This is a genomic window from Chitinophaga sp. RCC_12 (assembly GCF_041360695.1).
Lineage (GTDB): Bacteria > Bacteroidota > Bacteroidia > Chitinophagales > Chitinophagaceae > Chitinophaga.
On sequence record NZ_JBFUPS010000001.1, the window covers coordinates 1,211,559 to 1,234,435 of the forward strand.

Genomic DNA, 22,877 nt, shown 5'->3' on the forward strand with positions numbered 1-22,877 from the left:
TTAAAAAGTGGTTTGTAACTGTAAAGTGAAGCTGCGGCTGAAAGGATAATCCAGGCCTCTTTCCCGCTTAATACTGGACCACCAGAACAACTGGTTGGTGAAGAGGGTGAGCTTGGTATCGTGCAGGCGTAACCGTGCGTTCTGCGCGTCACTTAAGCGATAATACAGCGAGGCGCTTTCGAGGCTCAGCCAGTCGTCTTTCTGTACAAAGCGGGAAGTGGCGTAGGTGATGGTGTTAATGGTGTACCCGTTATTATCCACAATACCTTTATAAAAAGTTGCGTCACCTGGTTTTTTCCAGCGCTCTTCAAATACACGGCGGTCCACATTAAATCTCATGTCAGCACTTTCTACCCTGTCAACCAGTGTTTGATTATAGGTATAGCCACCAAACCGGTACCGGAAGTAGAGGTTCACACCGATGCCTCTTTTTTCAAAATTGGTTCCGAAGGTTCCTTCCAGTGTGGAGCGGGCGTCTCCTACTATTACCTGGTCCAGTGGGTCATACACAGTAGTAGTGGTACCGTTGCGGGTACGAAAAATTTCTCTCCCGGTAGAAGGGTCGATGCCCAGCGAAGGCACTGCCCAGATAGCGGTGGTACTACGGCCTTCAGCAAAGCGGGCCAGCGGTGTGGTGCTGAGTGAATCAGTATTTTTTTTGTTGAGTTGTTCGAGGGTATTGGAGATTTTCTCAATTTTATTCTGCACATGAAATCCGTTGGCAAAAACGGACCAGCTGTCGCGGTTCCGCGAATTAGAGAAAATGGTGTAGCGTAAATTTACTTCATACCCTTTGCTTACTACGTCGCCCATGTTATCCATATACATGGAAAAGCCGGTAGATGGGGCGGTGGTGATAGACACAACAGAACCTTTTGTTTTCTCTTCAAAATAGTTGGCGGTAATATCCAGTCGCCTGAAAAAAGTACCGTCAATACCAAAGTTGCTTTTAGCGGTTTGCTGCCAGGCAAGATTGGGGTTACCAAAGCCAAGCAGGGAGGTGCCGAGGTGGTATAAATAATCCTGGTCGGTATAGTACCTGCTGGTGGTAAGACCGAGGTAGCTGGCAAAATTGGAGGAGCCGGTATATCCGTATGAATAGCGGAGTTTCAGCCGGTTGATAGCGGTACTGTTTTCCAGGAATTTTTCTTTATGAATATTCCATCCGCCGCCTACGCTCCAGAAAGAGGCAAATCGTTTATTGGCGCCAAACTGGGAAGATCCATCCAACCGGTATGAAACATCCAGCAGGTAGCGGTTATCGTATGCGTAACTCACGTTGGCAAAATACCCCAGCAAACGGGTAAGCCCTTCTGTGCCGAATGGCCGTGCACCTGTTTTGTATCCGTTTCCCAGTGTCACCTGATCCAGTTTATCATTTGGGAACCCGTTGATGGTGTAGGATTCTGAAGTAAGTTTTTCCTGGCGCAGGGTGGTACCCAGTGAACCAAAAAACATATGTGATCCGAACGATTTGTTTAAGTCGATGGTGAAAGCCCCATCGATCGTATTCCTTAAACCGTAACCTTTTGTGTAAGATCCTTTTTCATAATATCGTTCCACAGGGATACTGTCGAAGGCAGTGTGTTGCGCCGGGAGGAACTGATCTCCGCCGTTGGTGGTGCGCTGATAGGCAAAGCGGCCGGTAAAGCGCAGCCATTCTTTTGCCTGCCATTGCGCAAAAAAGTTGTTAGTGATATTTTGCTGTGTATACTGATCTACTGTGTGCAGGGATACATTATAAACCGGGTTCAGTTGTGAAGCCAGCCGGGTGTCATCAAAGAAGCGGATATCTTCCAGGTAGTATTTGGGATTTCCGTTTGCATCGTAAGGCGACCAGTAAGGATTTAATTTAGTATAAGTATAAAATGAGCCATAGGGTGAATTAACTGCCTTGTTGAAATTGAGGGTAAGATCATTTCTGAATAAAAAGTTTTTATATCGATAGGACAAATACGTGTTACCGGAGATATTCTGCCGGCTGGAGCCTTTCATGACACCCTCTGTAGTATTGTAGGTACCATTGAGGCCGTACATCACCGATTCCGAGCCACCTTCCAGGTAGAGGTTATGAGTACTGCCAATGCCGTTGCGCAGGGGTACATTGAGCCAGTCGGTATTGATACCTTTGGCTACTTCCGCCAGGCGGTAGTTATACTGAAAATCTTTTTTTTCCTGCCAAACGGGATTGGGATAGCCGTTATAAAGACCTGCTTCTTTTTCCAACTGGAGTTTCTCTTTGGAATTTACCAGGTCATAGCCTTTCAGGTCAGGCAGTTCTGCCACCACACTACCGGTATAGGTTACACGTAAACTGCCTTCACGGGGTCTTATTGTTTCAATAACAATTACGCCGTTGGATGCACGGGAACCATAAATAGAGGTAGCTGCTGCATCTTTCAGGATAGTGACCTTTGCGATGCGGTTCATATCAAAATCGTTTACCCGTTGTAGTGATACCTCAAAACCATCCATAATAAAGAGTGGTGTATTGGGGCTGGTGGTAAAGTCGTATACGTTGTTTTGATTAGTGCCATTCAGATTACCGAGGCTGTTACCGCCTCTTACCACTACACTGGGCACTGCGTTGGGGTTGGAGCCGGCAGCGATATTTTCCGGCATCTGGAAAGAGGGATCGAGTGCGCGCAGTGCGCTTAATACGCTGTTGCCCGATACCTTGTTCAGCTCTTCTTTTGTATAGGAAGATGCTGCACCGGTGAAGTTCTCCGCCGGCCTGGAAAACAGCCCGGTTACCACTACTGCGTTCAGTGATTTGGAACTGGTACTGAGTTTAACCGTGAGGTTAGCGGATCTGCGTACTTCCACTTCCTTTGTTTCATAGCCGACATAACTGATAAGCAGGGTGGCTTTACCGGCTGATACATCCACCGGTATTTTAAAGGCGCCTACTTCGTTGGAGGTGGTGCCGTTCAGTACTTTAGTTCCTTTCTCAATAACAGTGGCGCCCACAATGTGGTCGCCGCTTTTTTCATCGAGGATACGGCCTGTAATAACTGCCTGTTGTTGGAATAGTGCTGCTGCTTCATTGTCTGAAATGCCGGGATTGGCAATAGGCTTTACATACAATACCACGCTGCTGTCGACCTCCCGGTAGGCGAGATTAGTATTCTCCAGTACGGCATTCAGCGTAGCGCTTACGGAACGGCTGGCAGTGGGGAGCGTGATATGTTTGTACTTAGCTACTGCTGTAGGGGGATAAGCAAAAAGAAATCCGCTGGCCTGCTCAATTTTCTTAATAGCGCTGTGGAGCGTTTCATCTCTGAGGCCGAGTGTAATTGTTTTCTTTCCCAATTCCTGGCCCGACACCGGTGAGGCTATCAGTAGTTGAACGGACAATGCCAGCAGAAAAGAATACAAGAAAATTATCTTCATAATAAAACCTGTTTTGCCCTTTTTCCTAATGTATGGCTGGTTGATTCGCATAGGGACATAGCGATCCCTCACGGAGATTAGATCCATAATTCTGATGGTTGATTTAGATAATTACAATTAAAAAAATTAGCAGCTACACGCGGTGCACAACGCGCTTTACCGGATGAAGATCTTCACCGATATTATATTCCGTTTGTTGATTGACTACCGTTTTATAAGCGTTTATCTATTGATTGGCACATCCTTCACCGTTCAGTACTACTTTATCGTTGGGATAAATGGTATACCCGGCATTTGCCACACTGCAAATAATGGTCAGCACTTTCTCCAAAGGCTGGTTATGAAAAAATGTTCCTGCAATACGGCAATTTTTTAATGCCTCATTGGCAAATAATATTTTCACATGGTACTTATCTCCTATCATAACAGCTGCTTCCTCCATACTTACATCGTCCAGCACCAGGAATTCATCTTTCCATTTTACCACTTCCATACTTTTCACCTGCGCCCTTACTACTGTGCTGGTAAGCATATTTACTGATAGCTGCTGATCCGCTACCAGTACGCCATAGCTGCTTTTCTCATCATTTACCTTTACCTTACCCCTGGTAACAGTAATCACTACACGCTGCTGATCGGTTGATGCTTTTACATTAAAAGCGGTCCCAAGTACCTGCGTGCTGAGCTTACCGGTTTTCACGATAAAGGGTTTATCCGGCACTTCTTTAATATCAAAATATCCTTCTCCCCATAGCCGCACTTCTCTTTTATTCCCTTTGAAGTCGCGGTTATATTCCAGGCGGCTGTTATCCGCGAGTAACACTGTACTTCCATCGGGCAGGCGTACAAACTTCGTTTGTACTTCCACTATTTCTTCTGCTGCTGATGCAGCTGCGGGTAGGTTAATGGCTACCAGCGGCTGTTTTTTGCCTGCATGCCACCACCACCAGCCGGCAAAAGGCAGCACCAGCAAGCCAGTTACAATGGCAGCCAGCGCCAGCCTCCGCATGCCGCGGCGACGGTTCCGTTTAAGCGGGATAATGCTGGCAATGTGTGATTCGGCCGACATGATATTGCCGATCATCTCATGATAGCGCTCAAATGAAACGTCTGGTTCCATGATGCCGCTATCCCATTCCGCATCTATCCGGTTCTTTATTTCTTCATCAAAGTTGCCTTTGTTGATCAATCCCCTCAATTCATTCCACTCTGCCTCGCTGGCTTTCCCGGCAAGGTATTTATCCATTAATTCATTGAATCCAGGGTCGTTCGTCATAACGATACAATAACTTTACAGGAACTTACAGGTAGTTTTTCAAAACTTATATAATAACAGACACCTGGCAAATTCCGATGGTGGAGGATGAAGAAATATATTTTTTATTGTTATTTAACAAGAGTGATCACCAAGAGGATACTGATGCTACCGTTCAGGTAGCGGCGGATCGACTGTAACGCCCTGGCCATATGGGATTTCACGGTAACGGCGGAGATATGCATGCGGCTGGCGATGGCTTCATGGCTTAGTCCTTCTTCTTTGGCAAGGCGGTATACTTCCCGTTGCTGGGGCGGCAACTGTCCGAGGGCGGTCTGGATAATTTCCCGGTATTGGTGTTCCTGGATCCGGTGGTCAGTATCGTTTACCATTACCTCCCGGCGGCCAAGCTCTTCCTGGGCGGCGGCCTCATTGGCCCGTTTGCGGAAACGGTTCAGGACCAGGTTCCTGGTCACAACTTTCAGATAGGCATCCAGATTCTTTACTTCCGGCAGGGTTTCACGCTTCAGCCAACACTTCAGGAACACATCCTGTACCACTTCTTCAGCGGCTGCCTGCGACCGGAGAAACCGGAACGCCACAGAATACACCTTCGTACGGTAGCGGCTAAACAGCTCCGTAAAAGCATACTCACTGCCCTGTGATAACAGTTCCAGCATTGTGTTCTCATCGTAATTACTCGGGGAAGGCATATCCACGTAATATATGATTGCCCGACAAAATAGTTCAAAATATTTTAGCAAAACAAAAAAACCGCAGCCAGGAATGACTGCGGTACTTTTCTTATCCACTCGTTTATCGTTGTAAACTCAATGCTGTATTATGCGAAAACTGTTGTAATGTAGCCGTTACAGTCTTTTCCAGTTCGGCGCCGGCCAGCTCTTTGCGGAAAGCCTTTTCCTCCAGTGCGGACATCACCTTATATAACGGTTCATCATTTACTTTCTTCTGCAGGTTAATCTCGCTGCTCTCTCCATAGATCTTATCCCAGCTTTTACGGACTACCGCCCAGAAAGCTTTATGCTGCTCCCACCATTCTTTAGCCTGCTGGCATTTACTTTCACTGGTGCGGTTATAGGTATTTAATCCCTTCTCTCCCACAATCACCTTATCTATGCCATTTGCGCGAATCACCTTCTGGTTATCCTGTTCATGCACAGAGCCGGTAGCGGTAATTTCATGATGATTTACCCGGTGCAATACGTTATAGTCCTTACGGGTAGTGTATTCCCTGCGGGGTAACGGTGCATCTGACGCAGCTTCCCAGTAGTGGCGGCCGTCTGTATGTACCCAGGTAGCGGAACCTTCATAGCGCGGTTCATCGTCCACGCCATATACTTTCTGTGACCACTGACCTTTTACCTGCGCGGTGGGCAGCGTGACTTTCTTCCATTGGTTATCCTGCGTATAGGCCAGCAACTGCTGGTTTTCATACTGCCAGTCCTCTGTCCAGTGTTTAATCACGTTGCTGTCTGCAATCAGCAGATGCTGCAATACAATGCGGTGCGGATCTTCTGAGGCCACAGTTACATATTCAATGGCGTCAATAATCTTATGATATCCTTTAGGCTTATAGCTGCTATCCGCGGGGAATGTTTCTGTATATTCAAAGGTCACGTCCTGGCAGCCACACATACTTTTGATAGCTGCTTTATCCTGCGATAATTTATCGCCGCCCTTTTGCTGGGCGGTTGCTGCCAGCGCCATGAATGCGCTGATGGTTAAAATGGAAATATGTTTCATAAAAATAATAATGAGTGGTTAGTTGAATTGGCGTGTGCCGTTTGGCTGATAAGCAAACCGGAAATTATAATAACGGCTGATTGAATTCTGGTCCGGTGCAGCCGGCGCATCTTTGTAATAGCTGGTCACTTCCAGTTTGGCATAATTACCATTCGCTGTTTTCAGTACAATCACGGCGCCTGTTACCGGTGAAATTACGTGTGTGGTCATGTTGTAAGCATACCAGCCGGTGATGGCTTTCTTTGCAACAGCATCGGTAGTGTAGCCTGTTTCCGGCGCTGTTACCAACTGGCTGAATACACCGGTAATCACCTGGGCTTCGGCTTTACCAGGTCCGCTGGTACCGCCATTGATGATAATGGTAGTGGCTTTGAAACCAATGTCCCATTTTGTGGTAGCGGAATCGCTGTTCGGAATTACTTTATTATCTGCGAGGCTGTATAAAGTAAAACTGCCTTTATTGGCTGCATCCGCATCAATGTTTGCTACTGTTTTGGTTTCCACTGCAACCACCGGCGGTGTAACGGTATTATCATCATCCTTGCTGCAGGATACCAGTGTAAAAAGCGACAGTGACAGCATACCAGCTGTGAGTATTTGTTTCATATAGTATTTGGTTAATGGTTTACGTGATGATAAAAATTCCAGGTGGCGCCAATGGAATAGATCCTGCCTGGCATAGTACTGATATGCTGTGCATCCGTGTAGTTAAACACGTTTTCCACCGTAGCCTGCATACGCAGTTGACGTTTGAACAGGTATTTAGCTGCCGCCAGGTTTACCGTAGCATATCCGGGTACAAACTCACTATCCTTATCCGGTGTGTTATTCCCGTTCTCGTCGGTGAAGCCGTATTTGCTGCGGCACAGCATCCGTGCATTTGCATCGATGCCCAAACGGTACAGGGTATACGCTATTTTCAGATTGGCCGAATGATGTGAGCGGTTAAACAATCCGAAGTATTCACTGCGGGTAAGTGCGCGTGTTTCCCCGGTAGTTTCATCCTTCGTATATACTTCGCCGTTTTTTACCTTTTTAAAAAGATCATTATCTTTTGAGCGAAGGTATTGGTAGCCGGCCGACAGCTGTAAATGTTTACCAACAGCCTGTCCCAGCTCCGCTTCTGCGCCGGCAGTAGTAATACTGTTGATGTTTACATAGCTGTATACTGCCAGGTCGTTTGTTTTTACGGCAATAGCACGGGTGTCTATCAGGTTTTTTACACTGTTGTAAAAGACATTTACTTTGGCGGTGGTACGGGAAAATGGTTTCCCTTCCACTCCCAGGTTATAGGACCAGGAGCTTTCGGCATCCAGGTTTTTCAATTGTTCCGGATCGATGTTCACCTGTTTGATCTGCCCCTGCTGCTGCATTTCTTTCAGGATATCCGCTGCCAGTTTGGTACCTACTACGGTGTAACCAACTGCTGCGTTATTAAAATGCAGGTATAGCTGCCTGAAATCAGGCGCACGGTAGCCGCGGCCGATGGTGCCCAGCAGGCGCCAGTTGGGCGCTAGCTGATACGACACCGATAACTTCGGACTGAACTGAGATGGGTATTGGTTATGCGTATCAAAGCGGCCGCCGAGTAATACATTCCATGCATTTGCCGGTTTCCAGTTTTCCTGTATAAATACATACCCGGTATTAAAGGCCATCCGTTCCTCATAGCGGGTGGCTTCGAGCGATTCATGCACATAACCCACACCAGCGGTGAGCTGATGTTGCGGATGCAGCTGCCAGTCGGCCTGATATTCCGGTTTCAGATATTGCTGGGTAAAAAATGATGCATCATATAAACTTTTGTCCTCCCGGTAATGCATATCTTCATTGGTGGAATACCGCGAATAATACACCCGCCACGTTTGTTTGAAACGCTGTACCGGCGTATGGATCAGCTGTAACGATCCGTTCATGTCCTTCTCCTTTCCGATATCATCCACCGTTCCTTTGGCATCCAGGAAATAACTGTTATACTTTTGTTCGTAGTATCGCCCGGAGAGGATGGTGCTCCATTTGCCGGACCAGTTGTGTTGCCAGCGCGACTGTGCCGTATATGCTTTAAATGGCGACACGGTAGGCGCAGTGCTTTGGTTACCAAGCGTGTATCCGTCACTGTTATAAGTGTTTACACTGGCGGAGAAAGATCCTTTTTTATAAGGAATACGTGTGCTGCCATCAAGGGTATAGGTATTATTGGAACCATACCGCGCGCTGATACTGCTTATTCCCTCCTTGCTGTTGTTGCTGGTAATGATGTTAATAACGCCGGCCAGTGCATCGCTCCCATAGAGTGAAGAAACAGGCCCTTTAATGATTTCAATTCTTTCTATATTACTCACCACAATCCTCGACAGGTCTAACGTGCCGGCAGTTCTGCCTATAAGCGGTTCTCCGTCCAGCAGTATGAGTGTGTACTCCGCTTCCAGACCCTGCATCTGCACACCTGTTCCATGATTGGAGGTGATGAACAGGCCGGTTTGCTCTGCCAGCACCTGTTGCAGCAATACCGCTCCCATGGCCTGTATCTGTTGTTTATGGATTACGGTAACCGGTACCGGCACTTTGCTTAACAGTTGTTCATTCCTGGTAGCGGTAACCACTACTTCCTGTAACACTTTACTGCCGGAAGTAGTGTCGGTTTGGGCAAAAAGGGTCCCTACCCGCATGATGCAGGTGAGCAGGAATAAATATTTATACATCTTAAGGTTTATCTGAAATTGTGAAGCAAAAGTACGGGCATAAACAACAGCACCTTTACGAGTTTGGGAAAGTTATTTACGAGATCCGGAAATTTGCTGTTAACTTAGTTAGCCCGGAAAACTAACCGTTGCCGGAACAATTTTAAATCATCACCTGTTCATTAATATATGAAAACACAACACTTCCCGGCGGCCGACAGAGGCGTTAAAGACATAGGCTGGCTGAAAAGTAATTTCTTCTTCAGCTTCAGCGATTTTTATCATCCCATGCGCAGCGCTTTCGGTACACTGATCGCGTTCAACGACGACTATGTAGAAGCCGGCAAAGGCTTTGGTACACATCCGCATGTGAACATGGAAATCATTTCCGTTTTACTGAAAGGAAAGATGAACCATAAAGATTCCATGGGATACAGTACCGAGATAGAAGCACCTGCCGTGCAGATCATGAGTGCCGGCAGCGGGTTAAGGCATGAAGAGTATAATATAGGTACGGAAGAAGTTAACTTCTTACAGATCTGGATTCTTCCTAAACAACAAAACATTTCACCGAGGTATCAGCAACGCAGTTTCCCGCTGGAAAAAAGAAAGAATAAACTGGTGACAATAGTATCCGGCGAAGAAGGGATGGAACACTGCTGGATCAATCAGAATGCGAAGCTGTCGCTCGGATACTATGAGCAACCGGCCAGTGTTACCTATACCTTCAACCCCTTGAATAAGTGCTTGTTTATCTTTTCTATTGACGGCAACCTCAGGGTGCAGGACCAGGTATTACAGCCGCGTGATGCAATAGGGATATGGGAAACCGGTGAAGTAACATTGCAGTGCGGCGAAAAAACAACCTTCCTGGTTATCGAAACGCCTGTCAATCAGAAGTAAATCTCTCCTTAATACATATTAAATACAGACATATTATTACTTTTCTAAAATAATAACATCCAATTTATTCATACAGGTAATTTATTCCACCGGGAATCATTAAATTTATATTGCACCGCTTCAAAGGCTCAATTACCTGTATGATTAATACCTCCCAAAATAATTACATAGGTTTCGAGGTACTCTTTAACCATGCCACCATCAGCATACTGGTTGCCGACAATCAGCAGCGGATCGTGATGGCCAACCCCTTCCTGCTTAACCAGTTTGGCTATACGAAAGAAGAAGTAACAGGTCAGCTGGTGAGCCTGCTGCTTATCAGCGACCATAAAGAACAGTATGCGGTAAGGAAAAGCGGCAGCCAGTTCCCGGTAGAGATCAGCCAGGCTAACCACTCCACCCCGGAAGGAATACTAACCATTATTTACATCACCGACGCCACCGATCGCCGCAATGCGGAGATGACCCTGCGTGAACTTTCGCAGCAACGCAAAGAAGCGGCTGTGAAAGACGGCTCACTCCAGCGCATGAACAGTTTCCTCAACAGCTTATGGACCAGTACCGGCGCCATGATCATCGTGATCAATACCGATGGTTTCATCCGGTGGTTCAACCCTGCAGCAGAGAGGATTCTGGGCTATAAAGCCAGTGAGGTGGTGGATGTATATACCCCGATGCTGCTGCACGATCCGGAAGAAGTAGCCCTGCGGGCAGAAGAATTTTCACAGCAGCTGAACCAGCCGGTGGCTCCCGGTATGGAAACGCTGACCATTAAAGCCAGGCTAAACCTTTACAATGAATATGAATGGCAGTACATCCGGAAAGATGGTAGCACGCTGCCGGTTTCCCTGACGGTATCCGCCATACGGGATGCGGCCGATATTACCGGGTATATCGGTATTGCCATCGACCTCTCCCGCATTAAACAGGCGGAATCTGAGCTGAGAACTTCCCTGGAAAAAGAGCGGGAGCTTAATGAACTTAAATCCAGGTTTGTATCCCTCGCTTCCCATGAATTCAGGACACCCCTCAGCGCCATCCTTTCTTCCATCTACCTGGTGTCCAAATATGAAGCAGATGATGACGTAGCCAAACGGAGTAAACACATTCAACGTATTATTTCCGCGGTAAATATGCTGACGGATATACTAAACGACTTCCTCTCGGTAGGAAAAATAGAAGAAGGAAAAATCCAGGTACGCCACAGCACCTTCGACGCCGGTAAACACATCAGCAACATCCTGGGCGAAATGGACGGACTCAAAAAAACCAAACAGAATATTTACTATGCACACCACGGCGCCGCCCATGCCTGCATGGACCCTACACTATTAAAACACATTGTTATGAATCTTGTCTCCAATGCCATCAAGTTTTCTCCGGAGGGAGCCATTATATCCATCCGGTCACAATGTAGCGACAGCAGCTTCCAGCTATCCGTAAAAGACAAGGGAATAGGTATTTCAGAAGAAGACAGGCAGCATCTTTTTGAGCGGTTTTTCCGTAGCCAGCATGTGTCCAATATTCAGGGTACAGGACTCGGGCTGCACATTGTAGCCAAATATGCGGAATTGATGAATGGTACCGTTTCCTGTAACAGCGCTCCGGAAAAAGGCACAGAGTTCCTTGTTACCGTTCCCTTCCCCCAAAACTGAGCTCATGGAAAAAATACTGCTGATTGAAGATAATGCTGCCATCTGTGAAAACGTGGCGGAAATCCTTGAACTGGCCAATTACCAGGTGCTCACTGCCACCAATGGCAAAGAAGGCGTGGCCATGGCCCTGGAACACCTGCCCGATCTTATTGTATGCGACATCATGATGCCCGTGCTGGATGGCTATGGCGTTTTACACATGCTGCATAAAAACAAGGCCCTCCAAAAAACGCCTTTTATCTTCCTGACAGCCAAAGCAGAAAGAACAGATATACGGAAAGGAATGGAGCTGGGGGCAGATGATTATATTACCAAGCCCTTTGAAGGCACAGAGTTACTCAGCGCGATAGAAAGCAGGCTGAAAAGATGCGCTGAGATCAAACAGGACACGGTTACCGGCTTGCACGGGCTCCAGGTACTGCTGTCGGCCAGTACCGGCAAAGATCAGCTCGCCCTGCTCAAAGAAGACCGCAATACCAATCACTATAAGAAGAAACAACGCATTTACGCTGCCGGCAACCGCCCGGATCATTTATATTACCTGCTCCAGGGAAAAGTAAAAACGTATAAACGGAACGATGAAGGAAAAGAACTGATCATAGGTTTATATAACGAAGGGGATTTTCTTGGATATAACGCCCTGCTCGAAGGCGGCAACTACCAGGAATATGCGGAAGCGATGGAAGACACACTGGTAGCAGTGATCCCGCAAAAAGATTTTGAACAGCTGATCAGCAGTAACCCGGAAGTGCTGGGGAAATTTATCCAGCTGTTATCAAAAGAAATGGTAGAAAAAGAACAGCAACTGATCGGGCTGGCGTATAACTCGCTCCGTAAGAAAGTAGCGGAAGCATTGCTGATGCTCGACAAAAAATACAATACGGCAGGCAGTAAACATTTTACGATCGATATCAGCCGGGAAAACCTTGCCGCAGTAGCGGGAGTCGCAAAAGAATCATTGATACGCACGTTGGGCGATTTCAGGGATGAACAGCTGATTGCCCTGAAAGAGGGGCAGATCGCATTTTTATCTCTCAAAAAACTGGCGGCGCTGGTAAACTGATCCTATACTTTTTCTGCTGCTATAAAAATGAGGAATGCCACCTTTAAACGCTCGTACTCCTGGATCATTCCCTCCATATCATTTTTCAGCACCGCATAAGGATGCGGCGAAGACACGCCAGCCGGCTGCTTATTCAGCCAGTCGAGCTGCTCCCCTATTTCATGCCTTAACAGGACGAGCGACTCTTCCCGATCCAGCATCGTGAGCTGAAATTCTTCTGCCTCCTCAATAAACGACCGCCGAGTAGTTTCTTTCAACGCGGCCGCCAGCCGGTTAATCAGCGAAGCATTATCTTCTCTTAAGGCTTTCAGGGTTCTGATCCAGTTGTTGCATGCCTCCCGGTAGGCCGCAATATCTGTTTCAGTGCTAGGATCATAAGACATATTGATAGTTGCTAATTATAATAGGTTTGCAGCATGTGCAGATTTTTATCTGCACCCCATTTCTTCAACAGCTGACATAGATGTTGCTGGTGATGATTCATTTGCCGGATGCCTGACATCAATTCCATAATATGACGGAGATATTGTTCACCCGGTAAATAATTTTCCTTTCTTGCCACATCTTCCAGTACAGACAACATCGTTTTGCTTTGCAAAACAAATTCCTTCACTACCTTATAAAGTTTATTGATGTGTTCCTGTGCGGGCTCTCCTTCCGGTTCCCGTTTTTTAGACCTTCCGGCCGGTTGCAATTCCTGCTTCATATTACGCAGGATTACATTGTGGTAAATAGATACCTCCCGGTAGAAATGAATGATGAGATCACTGAAATCCAGGTAAAGCCCCGGTAAACTACCGGCTGATGCCTGTACCTGTGTATAAAATTCTTCCAGTTTCTGCATTACCTTCGCCGTTTCAGGCGCCGCTTTATCTGCGATACAGCGTTGTATTTCTTCTGCGTACCGGTCGTTGTTACCCGGCATACCCAGTTGCATATCCAACAATGTTTTCACACCGGCATGACGTCCGTATTGTCTGAAAATATGATTCCCATATTTGCGTAAATGCCTGATGGGAAAAAAAAGAAAACCTTCACAAAATTTCCGCTGACGGGATGTAGGAGTTAATCCGCTGAACATGATTTGCATTTTTTTAACAGTAGGTAAAAGTACCACCGCTGATAGAACGGTGATACCTTCTCAACAGCACATCTTCGCTTTTTGTTTACGCCAAGGAATCCAGGTGGATGTCCAAATGCTGGCGTAAAACTAAACCGGAATGCGTTGCTGAACAATGACGGGCATTACTCCTTCTGTTGACAGTCGTCATTTTTTCGGATGACCGGGATCATTAGCGGACTGATGAGGCTGGTAATTTATACAGCGGAAAACGAGGAATTTTCTTACTACGCGGCCCTGCTGGGTAACAACGATAGGAGGCAGCGACCGCACGGAGCTAAAGAACGGCGCCAGTTCTTCTGTTACAAATTCCTGTTCATCCACATCGTCGTTTACGTCGGTCAGTGAATTGATAAACAGGGCATTTTTTCCTTTTAATGCGTTTATATTGGTTCCGATAAAATCGAACTGCAGTGCATTTTCACCAATAATATTACGGGAGTATACCATGCGCCCCAGGTAAAGATTGAGCATCGCACTGGTTTTGTAATCATCTGCAGAAAAAATAAAATCATCGGGGTATTCTTTCGACAATGCCTTCACCCCATCGCCCAGCCCTTTCCAGCCGATCATGGTATCATCTGAATGAATGGGTACAGGATAAAAAATGATTTCCACCGCCAGCGCCAGGTGGATCACTAATGAACAGATCCATTGCCAGCGTACATACTTAAAGGTGATCCAGGTGCTTATCCATATAGTGCCCGTTATATAAGCAGGCATCATCCAGTTTATCTTTACCCAGTAAATGGGAGAAATCACCAGGAAAATACCAAAAACAGGAATAAAAAAACATAAGAGGAAAAGCTGACGGGCAGAGATGCGCGTAATATGCCATCTGTATTTACGGACCAGTTTATACAGATAATACAGCAAAGCAAAGAATAATACAGGTAGCAGAATAGCCGCCTGGTGACCAATAACACCGAAAAAGTCCAGCGGACGGAACTCTACGCCCTCTACCCGGTCGGATGATTGGAACCGGAAAGAGGCAAAGTCGTTATCCACATTCCAGATCACCACGGGCAAAATGGTGATGCAGAAAAACACGACGCTGGCCAGGAACCAGGGGGACCACAAATACCGCCGGTGTTCCTTCGACAGTAATAAATAAAGCACCGCTCCCGCCGGCAGGAAAACAGCCGTGTATTTGCTGTCGAATGCCAGCCCCATGGCGATCCCCGCCCAAATCCAGTAGGCTTTACGCTGCTCAAATACCGCCCTGTACACTGCTATCAGCGATAAAGTCCAGAACAGCAGCAATGGTACATCAGGTGTGGATACCAGTGATAAGATAGTGACCATCAGCGTAGCGCCCAGCAGCAACAGGCTATTCCAGGCACGCTCCAGTGGCAGGAAGCACCTCGATAAATTGTAAAAGGCCAGCAGTGTACCAATGGTAACCAGGGTATCTGCCAGCTTGATCACAAATACATGCCGGCCGAATAAGTCTGTAAAAGCACGCAGGATCCAGGCAATAGCCGGAGGGTGATCGAAATATGACAGGGCGAAGTGTTGTCCGTAGAAATAATAATAGGCGTCCTGGGGCATGGCACCCATAATGCCTATAAACGAAAATCTTAGCAGCACAATCATCCCGATGGCGATAGCCATCCATTTATGCGCTGTGATATAAGCAATGAAACGATTACTCCCCGGTAGATCCTGCATATGATAGGCTGACAGTTGTAATTATAACAGATGATGTGGTCAGATGCCTCCTTCCACAATCTCTGTGCCGCTTGGTAATTTCATACCTGCTGCTTAACTATAATTAACATTACTGTACCCCTTTGTTCAACTTCAACAAGGGATTATTCCGCCTTCAGACTATTTACAGGATTGGCCCTTGCTGCCAGTAGCGACTGCAGTCCCACGGTAGCAAAAGCAATGAGTAATGCGCCGGCTGCTGCTATCGCAAACAGGTACCAGCTGATACCTGCCCGGTAGGCAAAATCCCTCAGCCAGCGTTCCAGTAAATACCAGGCTACGGGTGTGGCAATCAATACAGAAAAGATCACCAGTTTGAGGAAATCTTTTGACAACAACGCTACAATCCCACCTACACTGGCTCCCAATACTTTCCGGATGCCTATTTCCCGGGTACGTTGCTCCGTCATGTATACCGTCAGCGCCAGCAAGCCCATCACAGAAATGAAAACGGAGATGAAGGTGAACACATGAATGATATATTGTACCCGCGTGTAGCTGCTGAAAACCTGTTGAAAATTATCATCCAGGAATGAATAGCGCAGCGGAAATCCCGGCTCTATCGTTTCCCATAAGGCACTGATACCCGCCAGCGTTTTATCCAGGCTGGCCGTATTCACCTTCACGAGGAGCGCTCCTCCCGACTGATAAGTGCAATGTGCATTGGAAATACTGTACAGGGTGGGGCGTACATAACTATCAAAACCCTGCACCTGGAAATCTTTCACTACCCCCACTATCTGGTAGGGCACACTGTCGCAGGAGGCATAGCGAATCTGTGTACCCACAGGATCAACTACGCCAAGCGATTTGGCCGCCGATTCGTTGATGATGGCCGTATTGTCCTGGTCTTCCGGATGTGCATCCGAAAACATCCTGCCGGCCAGGACTGCAATACCGAGCGTGGCAAAAAAATCGGTGCTTACCCGCACTGAAGAGAGTGCCCTGCTGCTGCCTGCATAATTGAAAGTGCTGAAAGAAGTATCTATATCGCCGCCGGGAACCGCCGTGGTTTTGGATACCAGTTGCACCCCTGGGATACGTAGCAGCTTTGCTCTTGTTTGTTCAAAATTCTTTTCACGGGTTGGCTGCATCGCTTCTATCTGCACTACCTGCTCAGGATTAAAACCAATATCCCGGTGTTTCATAAAATTCATCTGGTGCGCCATCACCAACACACTCACCATAAAAAATACAGATACGGCAAACTGCACCACGATCAGCGAATGGCTGAAACGCTTACCGGTATTGCCCATGCTGAAATTACCCTTCATCACATGTACTACGCTCCTGCGCGAAAATACCATTGCCGGGTACAAGCCCGAAATAAGTATAATAGCCAGCAAAGCAGCTCCGCCCTGGAGGATCATTTTATAGGAATACAGCTGACCGGAGAAAGACAACGACAACCCAAACGTTTGGTTAAACAAAGGCAGCATGACAACACACAAGCACATTGCCAGTAACAAACTGATACCGCATTGAATGGTTACTTCCATCATAAACTGCCCAAGTATCTGGGAACGGCTGGATCCCATCACTTTTCGTACCCCTACTTCCCGTGAGCGCTTCAACGTTTTTACCAGCGACAGGTTGCTGGAATTCAGCGCACCGCTCAGCAGTAGTAAACCTGCCAGCAGGAACAGGATCATCGTTGTTTTAAAAGGACTGCTACCCAAACGCGGGAAATTATGGATATCCGGTACTGCTTCTGTAAACAGTGAAGGCGCATGCCCTGCTTTAATATAGGCTGCGTAAGATTCATTACCTGTTTTCAGGCGATGCTCATAAAAAATACGGTTCACTTTATCTTCCAATACTCCCGGTGATAATGGCTCTCTTAAACGGATATACGAAATATAGGAAATATTACCCCAGCCACTATTAGCAGCCATATATGGGTCTCTCAATATAATGGAAGCATTTATATGCGAAGGCGTGGCCGGTTCCGCAATAACCCCGGTTACAGTGAAAGCCATCCGGTTATACACCTTTATCACTTTCCCCATGGGATCTTCTTTGCCAAACAATTTTTCGCTGACCGCTTTTGTAATCAATGCAGAAGCAGGCTCATTGAAAGCCGTAGCTGCATTTCCTGCCAGTAGCCGCAAAGGAAATACCTGCAAAAATCCGCTGTCTGCCATCACCACGTTTTGCTGATATATTTTGCGATCATCTACGCTGATCAGTATTTCATGTTTACCCGAGGGTATTATACGGGTGTATGCCTCCACTTCCTTCATATGTTCCTGCAGCAATGGCGCCAGGGGAGCCGGCACAGGATTGTTGGCGAAATTACTTTCCGTTTGCCGTGACACGCGGTATACCTGTTTCAGCGAAGGGTCCCAGCGATCATAACTGAGTTCATAGTTAAGATATAGTAAAATAATGAGAAAACTTGCCAGGCTTATGGCCAAACCGCCGATATTAACAAATGAGGTGAATTTGCTTTTCATCAGGCTCCTGAAAGCGATCTTACAATAGTTGCGGAACATTGCAGTGAGATTTGAAACATACTTATAAAAAAGGTGCCGGAATCCGGCACCTTTGGTTATCAATTCCTTATAATTAAGCACTCGATAGGCAATGTTCACTTTCGTATGGAATATGTTCATTTTCGAACGCCGGAAAATCCGCTATGGCTGCATTGTCCATTGTTTTTCCCACTGGAAGAAATCAGGCGCGGTGGCCGGCTTCCCCTCCAGCTGCGCAGTGAGATAAGTAATATACATTTTCCAGCGGGGCAGATAAAAATTCCGCATCAAACCACCCCATTCCTTGTTGGCATAATCATGCAGATCTGTTTCCGGGTTGTCTGGCCCCCAATAAGTAATCTGTGTTTTGGCATTCTTTACCAGCAGGGCTTTTTCAGCGGGTGTTTGCCCCATATTCTGCGCTGCGGTTATCCAGGTATCCAGCCTGAAATGACGGCTACCACTCAGCAACAGGTCTTGTTGCTTTATGAGCGCGAGGAAAGCGTTGGATGTTTGTTTAAATGCCGGCAGGTCTTTTTCCTTGTAGGCAGCCACCATACCGGCAAATGCCTCTTCGCCCTGGTTGGCGGTTACCTGGCGCTGGAAATCAATGGCGTCAATTTCATAGGTAGCGTTATCTTTCATCTTTGGCGCGGCTTTCATGAACTCCGCTACCGCTTCGGCAAATTGCCGGGTATCATAATTACGCTTGCGGGTGCCCCAGGATGACACGGGCTTGTCTTCCAGCGTGGGCCTTGCACAGAATACCGACTCATTGGGGCCTTCCTGGTATTGCGGAAAGCTGCTGTAAGCGGTAGCAATCAATCCCTGCCACGCAGCCTGCAACTGCGCATTATCGCTGCCATAACGGTAACGTACATATGATTTTATCCATTCCTTTATGTCTGTTTTCTCCGGACGCCAGGCCAGTTCCAGCATCAGGTCGTAGATCACGGGGTTGTTGTGGATTCCTTCCGGCATAATACCTATGCCTTTGAACCGGGCAGCATACGGACTGTGCGCCGCGCGCCAGGTTTCATCTGCAAAGCGCTGCAGCTTACCATAGAGCCCGGACTTTTCCCCGAAGTTGGTGACACTGCACCAGATAAAGGCCGTGCCCTCATAACCTTTGCGGGTTTCCCAGTTGGCCGTATTTTCTCCAAAAAGCTCCTGTACCAGTACTTTCGATTTATCAAGTCCCGCCAGCAGTGCGCCCGAGGGATTGGCCTGCCATCCCTGCAACACCCAGGTGCTACCCGGAAAATGCTGTAACATGGTTTGCTGAATAGTACGGGCGGCGGCGGTTACATCTACCCCTTTGCTGATCCCTCCTTCATGAAAGGGATCACCGGCAAAGAAACGAATATTGCTGCCGTAGAGCTTTTTCATCTCTTCATAATAAATACCGGCTATTTTGGTAAAGGCACTATCTCCCGGCACCAGGAAATCCGGGCGTTGAAAGCCACCTGCCCATTTTCCCTGTTCCACTACCCTGATCTTCATTTTCTCCTTCAGGCTTACAGGGATCATTCCGTAAAAGCCCTGCATCACCGGGGCGATGCCGAGTCCCTGCATACGGGCAAGCACCTGCTTCTCCAATGTTGTTTGCTGATCAATCATTTGCTGGGTAACAGGCCCGCCCCATCCTTCAAGGTTGCCCATGAGCCACCACGCAGTGAATCCCGGACCTGCCACAAACTTACGGGCCTCGTCGCTGCTGTATCCAAGCCGCTCCAGCGTATGCTGCCACACCGCTTCGGTACCCATGGTAGCCAGCATTACGTTTACGCCATTGAGCGACATCCAGTCCAGTTCATGCTCCCAGTCTTTCCAACTGTAGAAGCTCATGGTATAGCTGATGGTGCAATAGTTGAGCGCATAACGGTAATCGTAGGAGGTATTGATATGCACTTTCTCCTTTATGGATGGCAGCGGTGATACCGGCGCGAGGTTATCGCCCATGTGCGACATGGAACGGTGACAATAATACTTCAGGTACCAGTTGAGGCCTGCTGCAGCGGCACTGGGGCTGGAAGCCATGATTCTTACTTCTTTGCCGGGGGTGGTGATTTCAAATACATCTTTGCCATTTTCTGCGGGGATACTTTTCAATACCAGCTTATCAGCCAGCCAGGGAACGCGGCGTTGTGCCAGTTGTTTCACAGCGGGATAATCCTGCGCAAACACAGACGCAGACAAGCATAGCAGCAGCGCTGCCAGCAATTTCTTATTTTTCATTGGTACACTGTTAGATTAATCAATCTTTAAAGATGGTAAAAAATTATGAATTCCAGATCCTTAATTCATAATTCGTAAATTTAACAGACCTCTTTTCACCAAAACAACCCTGCATGGCTGGACAGATCAATTTACCGGAGCATATCAAAGGTTTGGATGAAGCAGCCGTTACCGCTTCAAGACAACAATATGGCAGTAATATTCCTCCGGAAGCTGTTACCAGTCCGCTGAAAGCCGTATTAAAAGAAATGATGGAAGAGCCCATGCTGGTATTGCTGATAGCAGTAACGGCTATCTACTTTGTGATGGGAGAACTTGGCGAAGCCTATTTTATGCTGGCGGCCATTGCGCTGGTATCGGGCATTTCATTTTACCAAGATAGCCGCAGCCGCAAAGCGCTGGAGGCACTGGAGAAAATGAACGAACCCCTCAGCAAGGTTATCCGTAACGGGGAATTGAAAAGTATACCTACCAGCGAAATTGTAAAGGGAGATATGATGCTGGTATCTGAAGGTAATACGATCAATGCCGATGGTATGATTGTACACAGCAACGACTTTTCCGTCAACGAATCCGCTCTCACCGGTGAGGCTTACGCCGTATTCAAGCAAAGCGACAGTGAAGATAACAAAGTGTACAGCGGCACCGTAGTAGTATCCGGACTCGCCATCTGCGAAGTACAGGAGATAGGCGCGCAAACAAAAATCGGCCAGCTGGGAGAAGCCATCCTTAATATCAAAGAAGAAACAACACCACTGCAATTACAAATCCGGCAGTTTGTAAAATGGATGGCCGTCGCGGGTGTCATCGTTTTCCTGGCGGTATGGTTGTTTAATTATATCCGCAGTGGCAGTCTTACCGGCAGCCTGCTGAAAGGATTAACACTGGCGATGTCTGTTTTACCGGAAGAAATACCGGTAGCATTCACCACCTTTATGGCGCTGGGTTCCAGGCGGCTCATGCAGATGGGAATCATTGTAAAAAAGATCCGTACCGTAGAAGCGCTGGGCAGCGCTACCGTTATCTGCACCGATAAAACAGGTACCATTACTGAAAACAAAATGAGTTTGCAGGCGGTATATAACGGCGCCGACTATACGCTATATGAAGCAGGCCATTTTCCGGCAGCGCTGATCAGCACTGCGATGTGGGCCAGCGAGCCTGTACCTTTTGACCCCATGGAGAAAACACTGCACCGGCTATACGAAGAAATGACGCCGCTGGATGAGCGCACCAATTACACCATGGTACATGAATACCCGCTGGAAGGCAAGCCACCTATGATGACGCATATTTTTGAGAATGCTGCCGGCAAACGCCTCGTGGCAGCGAAAGGAGCGCCGGAGGCAATATTGCAGGTTACCCATCTCCCGGAAAAAGAAAAACAAATGATCCTCGACCAGGTAAACATACTGGCGGCAAAAGGCTACCGGGTATTGGGAGTAGCTACTTCTGATTTTACCGGCAACAATTACCCCGCCACTCAACAGGAGCTGCCGTTTGTTTTTACCGGTTTGCTGGCTTTCTATGATCCTCCCAAAAACAATATCAGCGAAGTGTTCCGCCAGTTTTACCAGGCCGGTATTAAGGTGAAGATCATTACCGGCGATAACGCCGTTACCACCCGCGCCATTGCAAGGCAAGCCGGCCTGCAGCAGTCAGATGAAGCCGTGAACGGTGATACCCTGATGCAGATGAACGAAAAAAAGATGCAGCAAACATTGCAGTCCGTCAACATTTTCACCCGCATGTTCCCCGAAGCAAAACTGGCGGCTATCAATGCATTAAAGGCAGATAATGAAGTGGTGGCCATGACCGGCGACGGTGTAAACGACGGCCCTGCGCTGAAGGCCGCTCACATTGGTATTGCCATGGGCAAAAAAGGAACAGAAATTGCCAAACAGGCCGCAGCGCTCATCCTGGTGAATGATGACCTCAGTAACATGGTGGATGCCATTGCAATGGGACGGAGAATTTATACCAATATAAAAAAGGCGGTACAGTATATCATCTCTATTCATATTCCTATCATACTCACGGTATCGCTTCCGCTGTTCCTCGACTGGATCTATCCCAATATATTTACGCCTGTGCATGTTATCTTCCTGGAAGTAATTATGGGCCCCACCTGTTCTATTGTATATGAAAATGAACCGATAGAGGAAAACGCGATGTTGCAACCACCCCGGCCCATTACCCAAACTTTTCTCTCTTTCCGGGAAATGAATATCAGCATCCTGCAGGGCCTGATCATTACCGCAGGCGTGTTAACAGCCTACCAGTGGAGCGTGGCGCAGGATGCGGGCGAAGTGCTCACCCGCAGCATGGTGTTTACCACACTGGTGCTCGCAAATATTTTTCTTACCTTAGTTAACCGTTCGTTCTATTATTCCTTTATACACAGCATGCGCAACCGGAACAAACTGATGGTTGCGGTAATTGGTATCACCCTGCTGCTGCTGGCAGCGATGCTATATATTCCGCCGGTGGCAAGGTTCTTCAGTCTTACCGGTCTTTCACCGTATGAACTGCTGCTGTGCACCGCTATCAGTGCAGCATCGGTACTATGGTTTGAAATATGGAAACTGGGGAAGAGAAAATTTCAGCGCAATTAAACTAAT

15 protein-coding genes are annotated in these 22,877 nt (G+C 47.4%); 4 read left to right on the top strand and 11 right to left on the bottom strand.

From position 1 onward, the window contains the following. From AB6805_RS04685 to AB6805_RS04710, 6 genes are all read right to left on the bottom strand, one after another. Positions 1-3,393: a SusC/RagA family TonB-linked outer membrane protein gene (locus AB6805_RS04685; protein WP_370908297.1), complete on the bottom strand. Its 3,393-nt coding sequence runs from the start codon at positions 3,391-3,393 to the stop codon at positions 1-3. Positions 3,394-3,619: 226 nt separating this feature from the next. Next, the gene (locus AB6805_RS04690) at positions 3,620-4,669 is read right to left on the bottom strand and encodes a FecR family protein (protein ID WP_370908298.1); all 1,050 of its coding nucleotides are present in this window, start codon (positions 4,667-4,669) and stop codon (positions 3,620-3,622) included. A gap of 110 nt (positions 4,670-4,779) precedes the next feature. Beyond that, positions 4,780-5,361: an RNA polymerase sigma factor gene (locus tag AB6805_RS04695; RefSeq protein WP_370908299.1), complete on the bottom strand. Its 582-nt coding sequence runs from the start codon at positions 5,359-5,361 to the stop codon at positions 4,780-4,782. Between the two features lie 103 nt (positions 5,362-5,464). Next, complete coding sequence (locus AB6805_RS04700) at positions 5,465-6,412, bottom strand: DUF6607 family protein (protein ID WP_370908300.1); 948 nt, start codon at positions 6,410-6,412, stop codon at positions 5,465-5,467. An 18-nt stretch (positions 6,413-6,430) separates the two neighbouring features. Further along, the gene (locus AB6805_RS04705) at positions 6,431-7,018 is read right to left on the bottom strand and encodes an HmuY family protein (RefSeq protein ID WP_370908301.1); all 588 of its coding nucleotides are present in this window, start codon (positions 7,016-7,018) and stop codon (positions 6,431-6,433) included. Between the two features lie 11 nt (positions 7,019-7,029). Then, positions 7,030-9,114, bottom strand: a complete 2,085-nt coding sequence (locus AB6805_RS04710; RefSeq protein ID WP_370908302.1) for a TonB-dependent receptor plug domain-containing protein — start codon at positions 9,112-9,114, stop codon at positions 7,030-7,032. A gap of 168 nt (positions 9,115-9,282) precedes the next feature. Here AB6805_RS04710 and AB6805_RS04715 point away from each other — a divergent pair, with 168 nt between their 5' ends. The 3 genes from AB6805_RS04715 to AB6805_RS04725 all read left to right on the top strand — a co-directional run bounded on the left by AB6805_RS04715 (position 9,283) and on the right by AB6805_RS04725 (position 12,714). Further along, a complete protein-coding gene (locus tag AB6805_RS04715; protein ID WP_370908303.1) occupies positions 9,283-9,996 on the top strand; it encodes a pirin family protein in 714 nt (237 codons plus the stop codon). Positions 9,997-10,136: 140 nt separating this feature from the next. After that, positions 10,137-11,651: a PAS domain S-box protein gene (locus AB6805_RS04720; RefSeq protein WP_370908304.1), complete on the top strand. Its 1,515-nt coding sequence runs from the start codon at positions 10,137-10,139 to the stop codon at positions 11,649-11,651. 4 nt (positions 11,652-11,655) lie between these two features. Then, positions 11,656-12,714, top strand: a complete 1,059-nt coding sequence (locus AB6805_RS04725; RefSeq protein ID WP_370908305.1) for a response regulator — start codon at positions 11,656-11,658, stop codon at positions 12,712-12,714. A 2-nt stretch (positions 12,715-12,716) separates the two neighbouring features. Here AB6805_RS04725 and AB6805_RS04730 read toward each other — a convergent pair whose 3' ends face one another. The 5 genes from AB6805_RS04730 to AB6805_RS04750 all read right to left on the bottom strand — a co-directional run bounded on the left by AB6805_RS04730 (position 12,717) and on the right by AB6805_RS04750 (position 20,256). After that, entirely contained in the window at positions 12,717-13,097 is a 381-nt protein-coding gene (locus AB6805_RS04730; RefSeq protein WP_370908306.1) for a hypothetical protein, read from the bottom strand. 11 nt (positions 13,098-13,108) lie between these two features. Next, positions 13,109-13,795, bottom strand: coding sequence for a hypothetical protein (locus tag AB6805_RS04735; protein ID WP_370908307.1), 687 nt, complete (start codon positions 13,793-13,795; stop codon positions 13,109-13,111). 186 nt (positions 13,796-13,981) lie between these two features. After that, positions 13,982-15,505 (bottom strand): ArnT family glycosyltransferase, encoded by a 1,524-nt coding sequence (locus AB6805_RS04740; RefSeq protein WP_370908308.1) that lies wholly within the window; start codon positions 15,503-15,505, stop codon positions 13,982-13,984. Positions 15,506-15,648: 143 nt separating this feature from the next. Next, complete coding sequence (locus AB6805_RS04745) at positions 15,649-18,039, bottom strand: ABC transporter permease (RefSeq protein ID WP_370908309.1); 2,391 nt, start codon at positions 18,037-18,039, stop codon at positions 15,649-15,651. A gap of 141 nt (positions 18,040-18,180) precedes the next feature. Next, the gene (locus AB6805_RS04750; protein WP_370908310.1) at positions 18,181-20,256 is read right to left on the bottom strand and encodes an alpha-N-acetylglucosaminidase; all 2,076 of its coding nucleotides are present in this window, start codon (positions 20,254-20,256) and stop codon (positions 18,181-18,183) included. A 113-nt stretch (positions 20,257-20,369) separates the two neighbouring features. Between AB6805_RS04750 and AB6805_RS04755 the strand changes: the two genes are divergently transcribed. Further along, positions 20,370-22,871, top strand: a complete 2,502-nt coding sequence (locus AB6805_RS04755; protein WP_370908311.1) for a cation-translocating P-type ATPase — start codon at positions 20,370-20,372, stop codon at positions 22,869-22,871. Positions 22,872-22,877: the final 6 nt, after the last annotated feature.

Coding starts and splice junctions, on each gene's coding strand:
- AB6805_RS04745 (WP_370908309.1), bottom strand. CDS start 18,039: ATGTTCCGCAACTATTGTAAGATCGCTTTCAGGAGCCTGATGAAAAGC.
- AB6805_RS04730 (WP_370908306.1), bottom strand. CDS start 13,097: ATGTCTTATGATCCTAGCACTGAAACAGATATTGCGGCCTACCGGGAG.
- AB6805_RS04750 (WP_370908310.1), bottom strand. CDS start 20,256: ATGAAAAATAAGAAATTGCTGGCAGCGCTGCTGCTATGCTTGTCTGCG.
- AB6805_RS04685 (WP_370908297.1), bottom strand. CDS start 3,393: ATGAAGATAATTTTCTTGTATTCTTTTCTGCTGGCATTGTCCGTTCAA.
- AB6805_RS04690 (WP_370908298.1), bottom strand. CDS start 4,669: ATGACGAACGACCCTGGATTCAATGAATTAATGGATAAATACCTTGCC.
- AB6805_RS04720 (WP_370908304.1), top strand. CDS start 10,137: ATGATTAATACCTCCCAAAATAATTACATAGGTTTCGAGGTACTCTTT.
- AB6805_RS04740 (WP_370908308.1), bottom strand. CDS start 15,505: ATGCAGGATCTACCGGGGAGTAATCGTTTCATTGCTTATATCACAGCG.
- AB6805_RS04705 (WP_370908301.1), bottom strand. CDS start 7,018: ATGAAACAAATACTCACAGCTGGTATGCTGTCACTGTCGCTTTTTACA.
- AB6805_RS04755 (WP_370908311.1), top strand. CDS start 20,370: ATGGCTGGACAGATCAATTTACCGGAGCATATCAAAGGTTTGGATGAA.
- AB6805_RS04735 (WP_370908307.1), bottom strand. CDS start 13,795: ATGTTCAGCGGATTAACTCCTACATCCCGTCAGCGGAAATTTTGTGAA.
- AB6805_RS04725 (WP_370908305.1), top strand. CDS start 11,656: ATGGAAAAAATACTGCTGATTGAAGATAATGCTGCCATCTGTGAAAAC.
- AB6805_RS04710 (WP_370908302.1), bottom strand. CDS start 9,114: ATGTATAAATATTTATTCCTGCTCACCTGCATCATGCGGGTAGGGACC.
- AB6805_RS04700 (WP_370908300.1), bottom strand. CDS start 6,412: ATGAAACATATTTCCATTTTAACCATCAGCGCATTCATGGCGCTGGCA.
- AB6805_RS04695 (WP_370908299.1), bottom strand. CDS start 5,361: ATGCCTTCCCCGAGTAATTACGATGAGAACACAATGCTGGAACTGTTA.
- AB6805_RS04715 (WP_370908303.1), top strand. CDS start 9,283: ATGAAAACACAACACTTCCCGGCGGCCGACAGAGGCGTTAAAGACATA.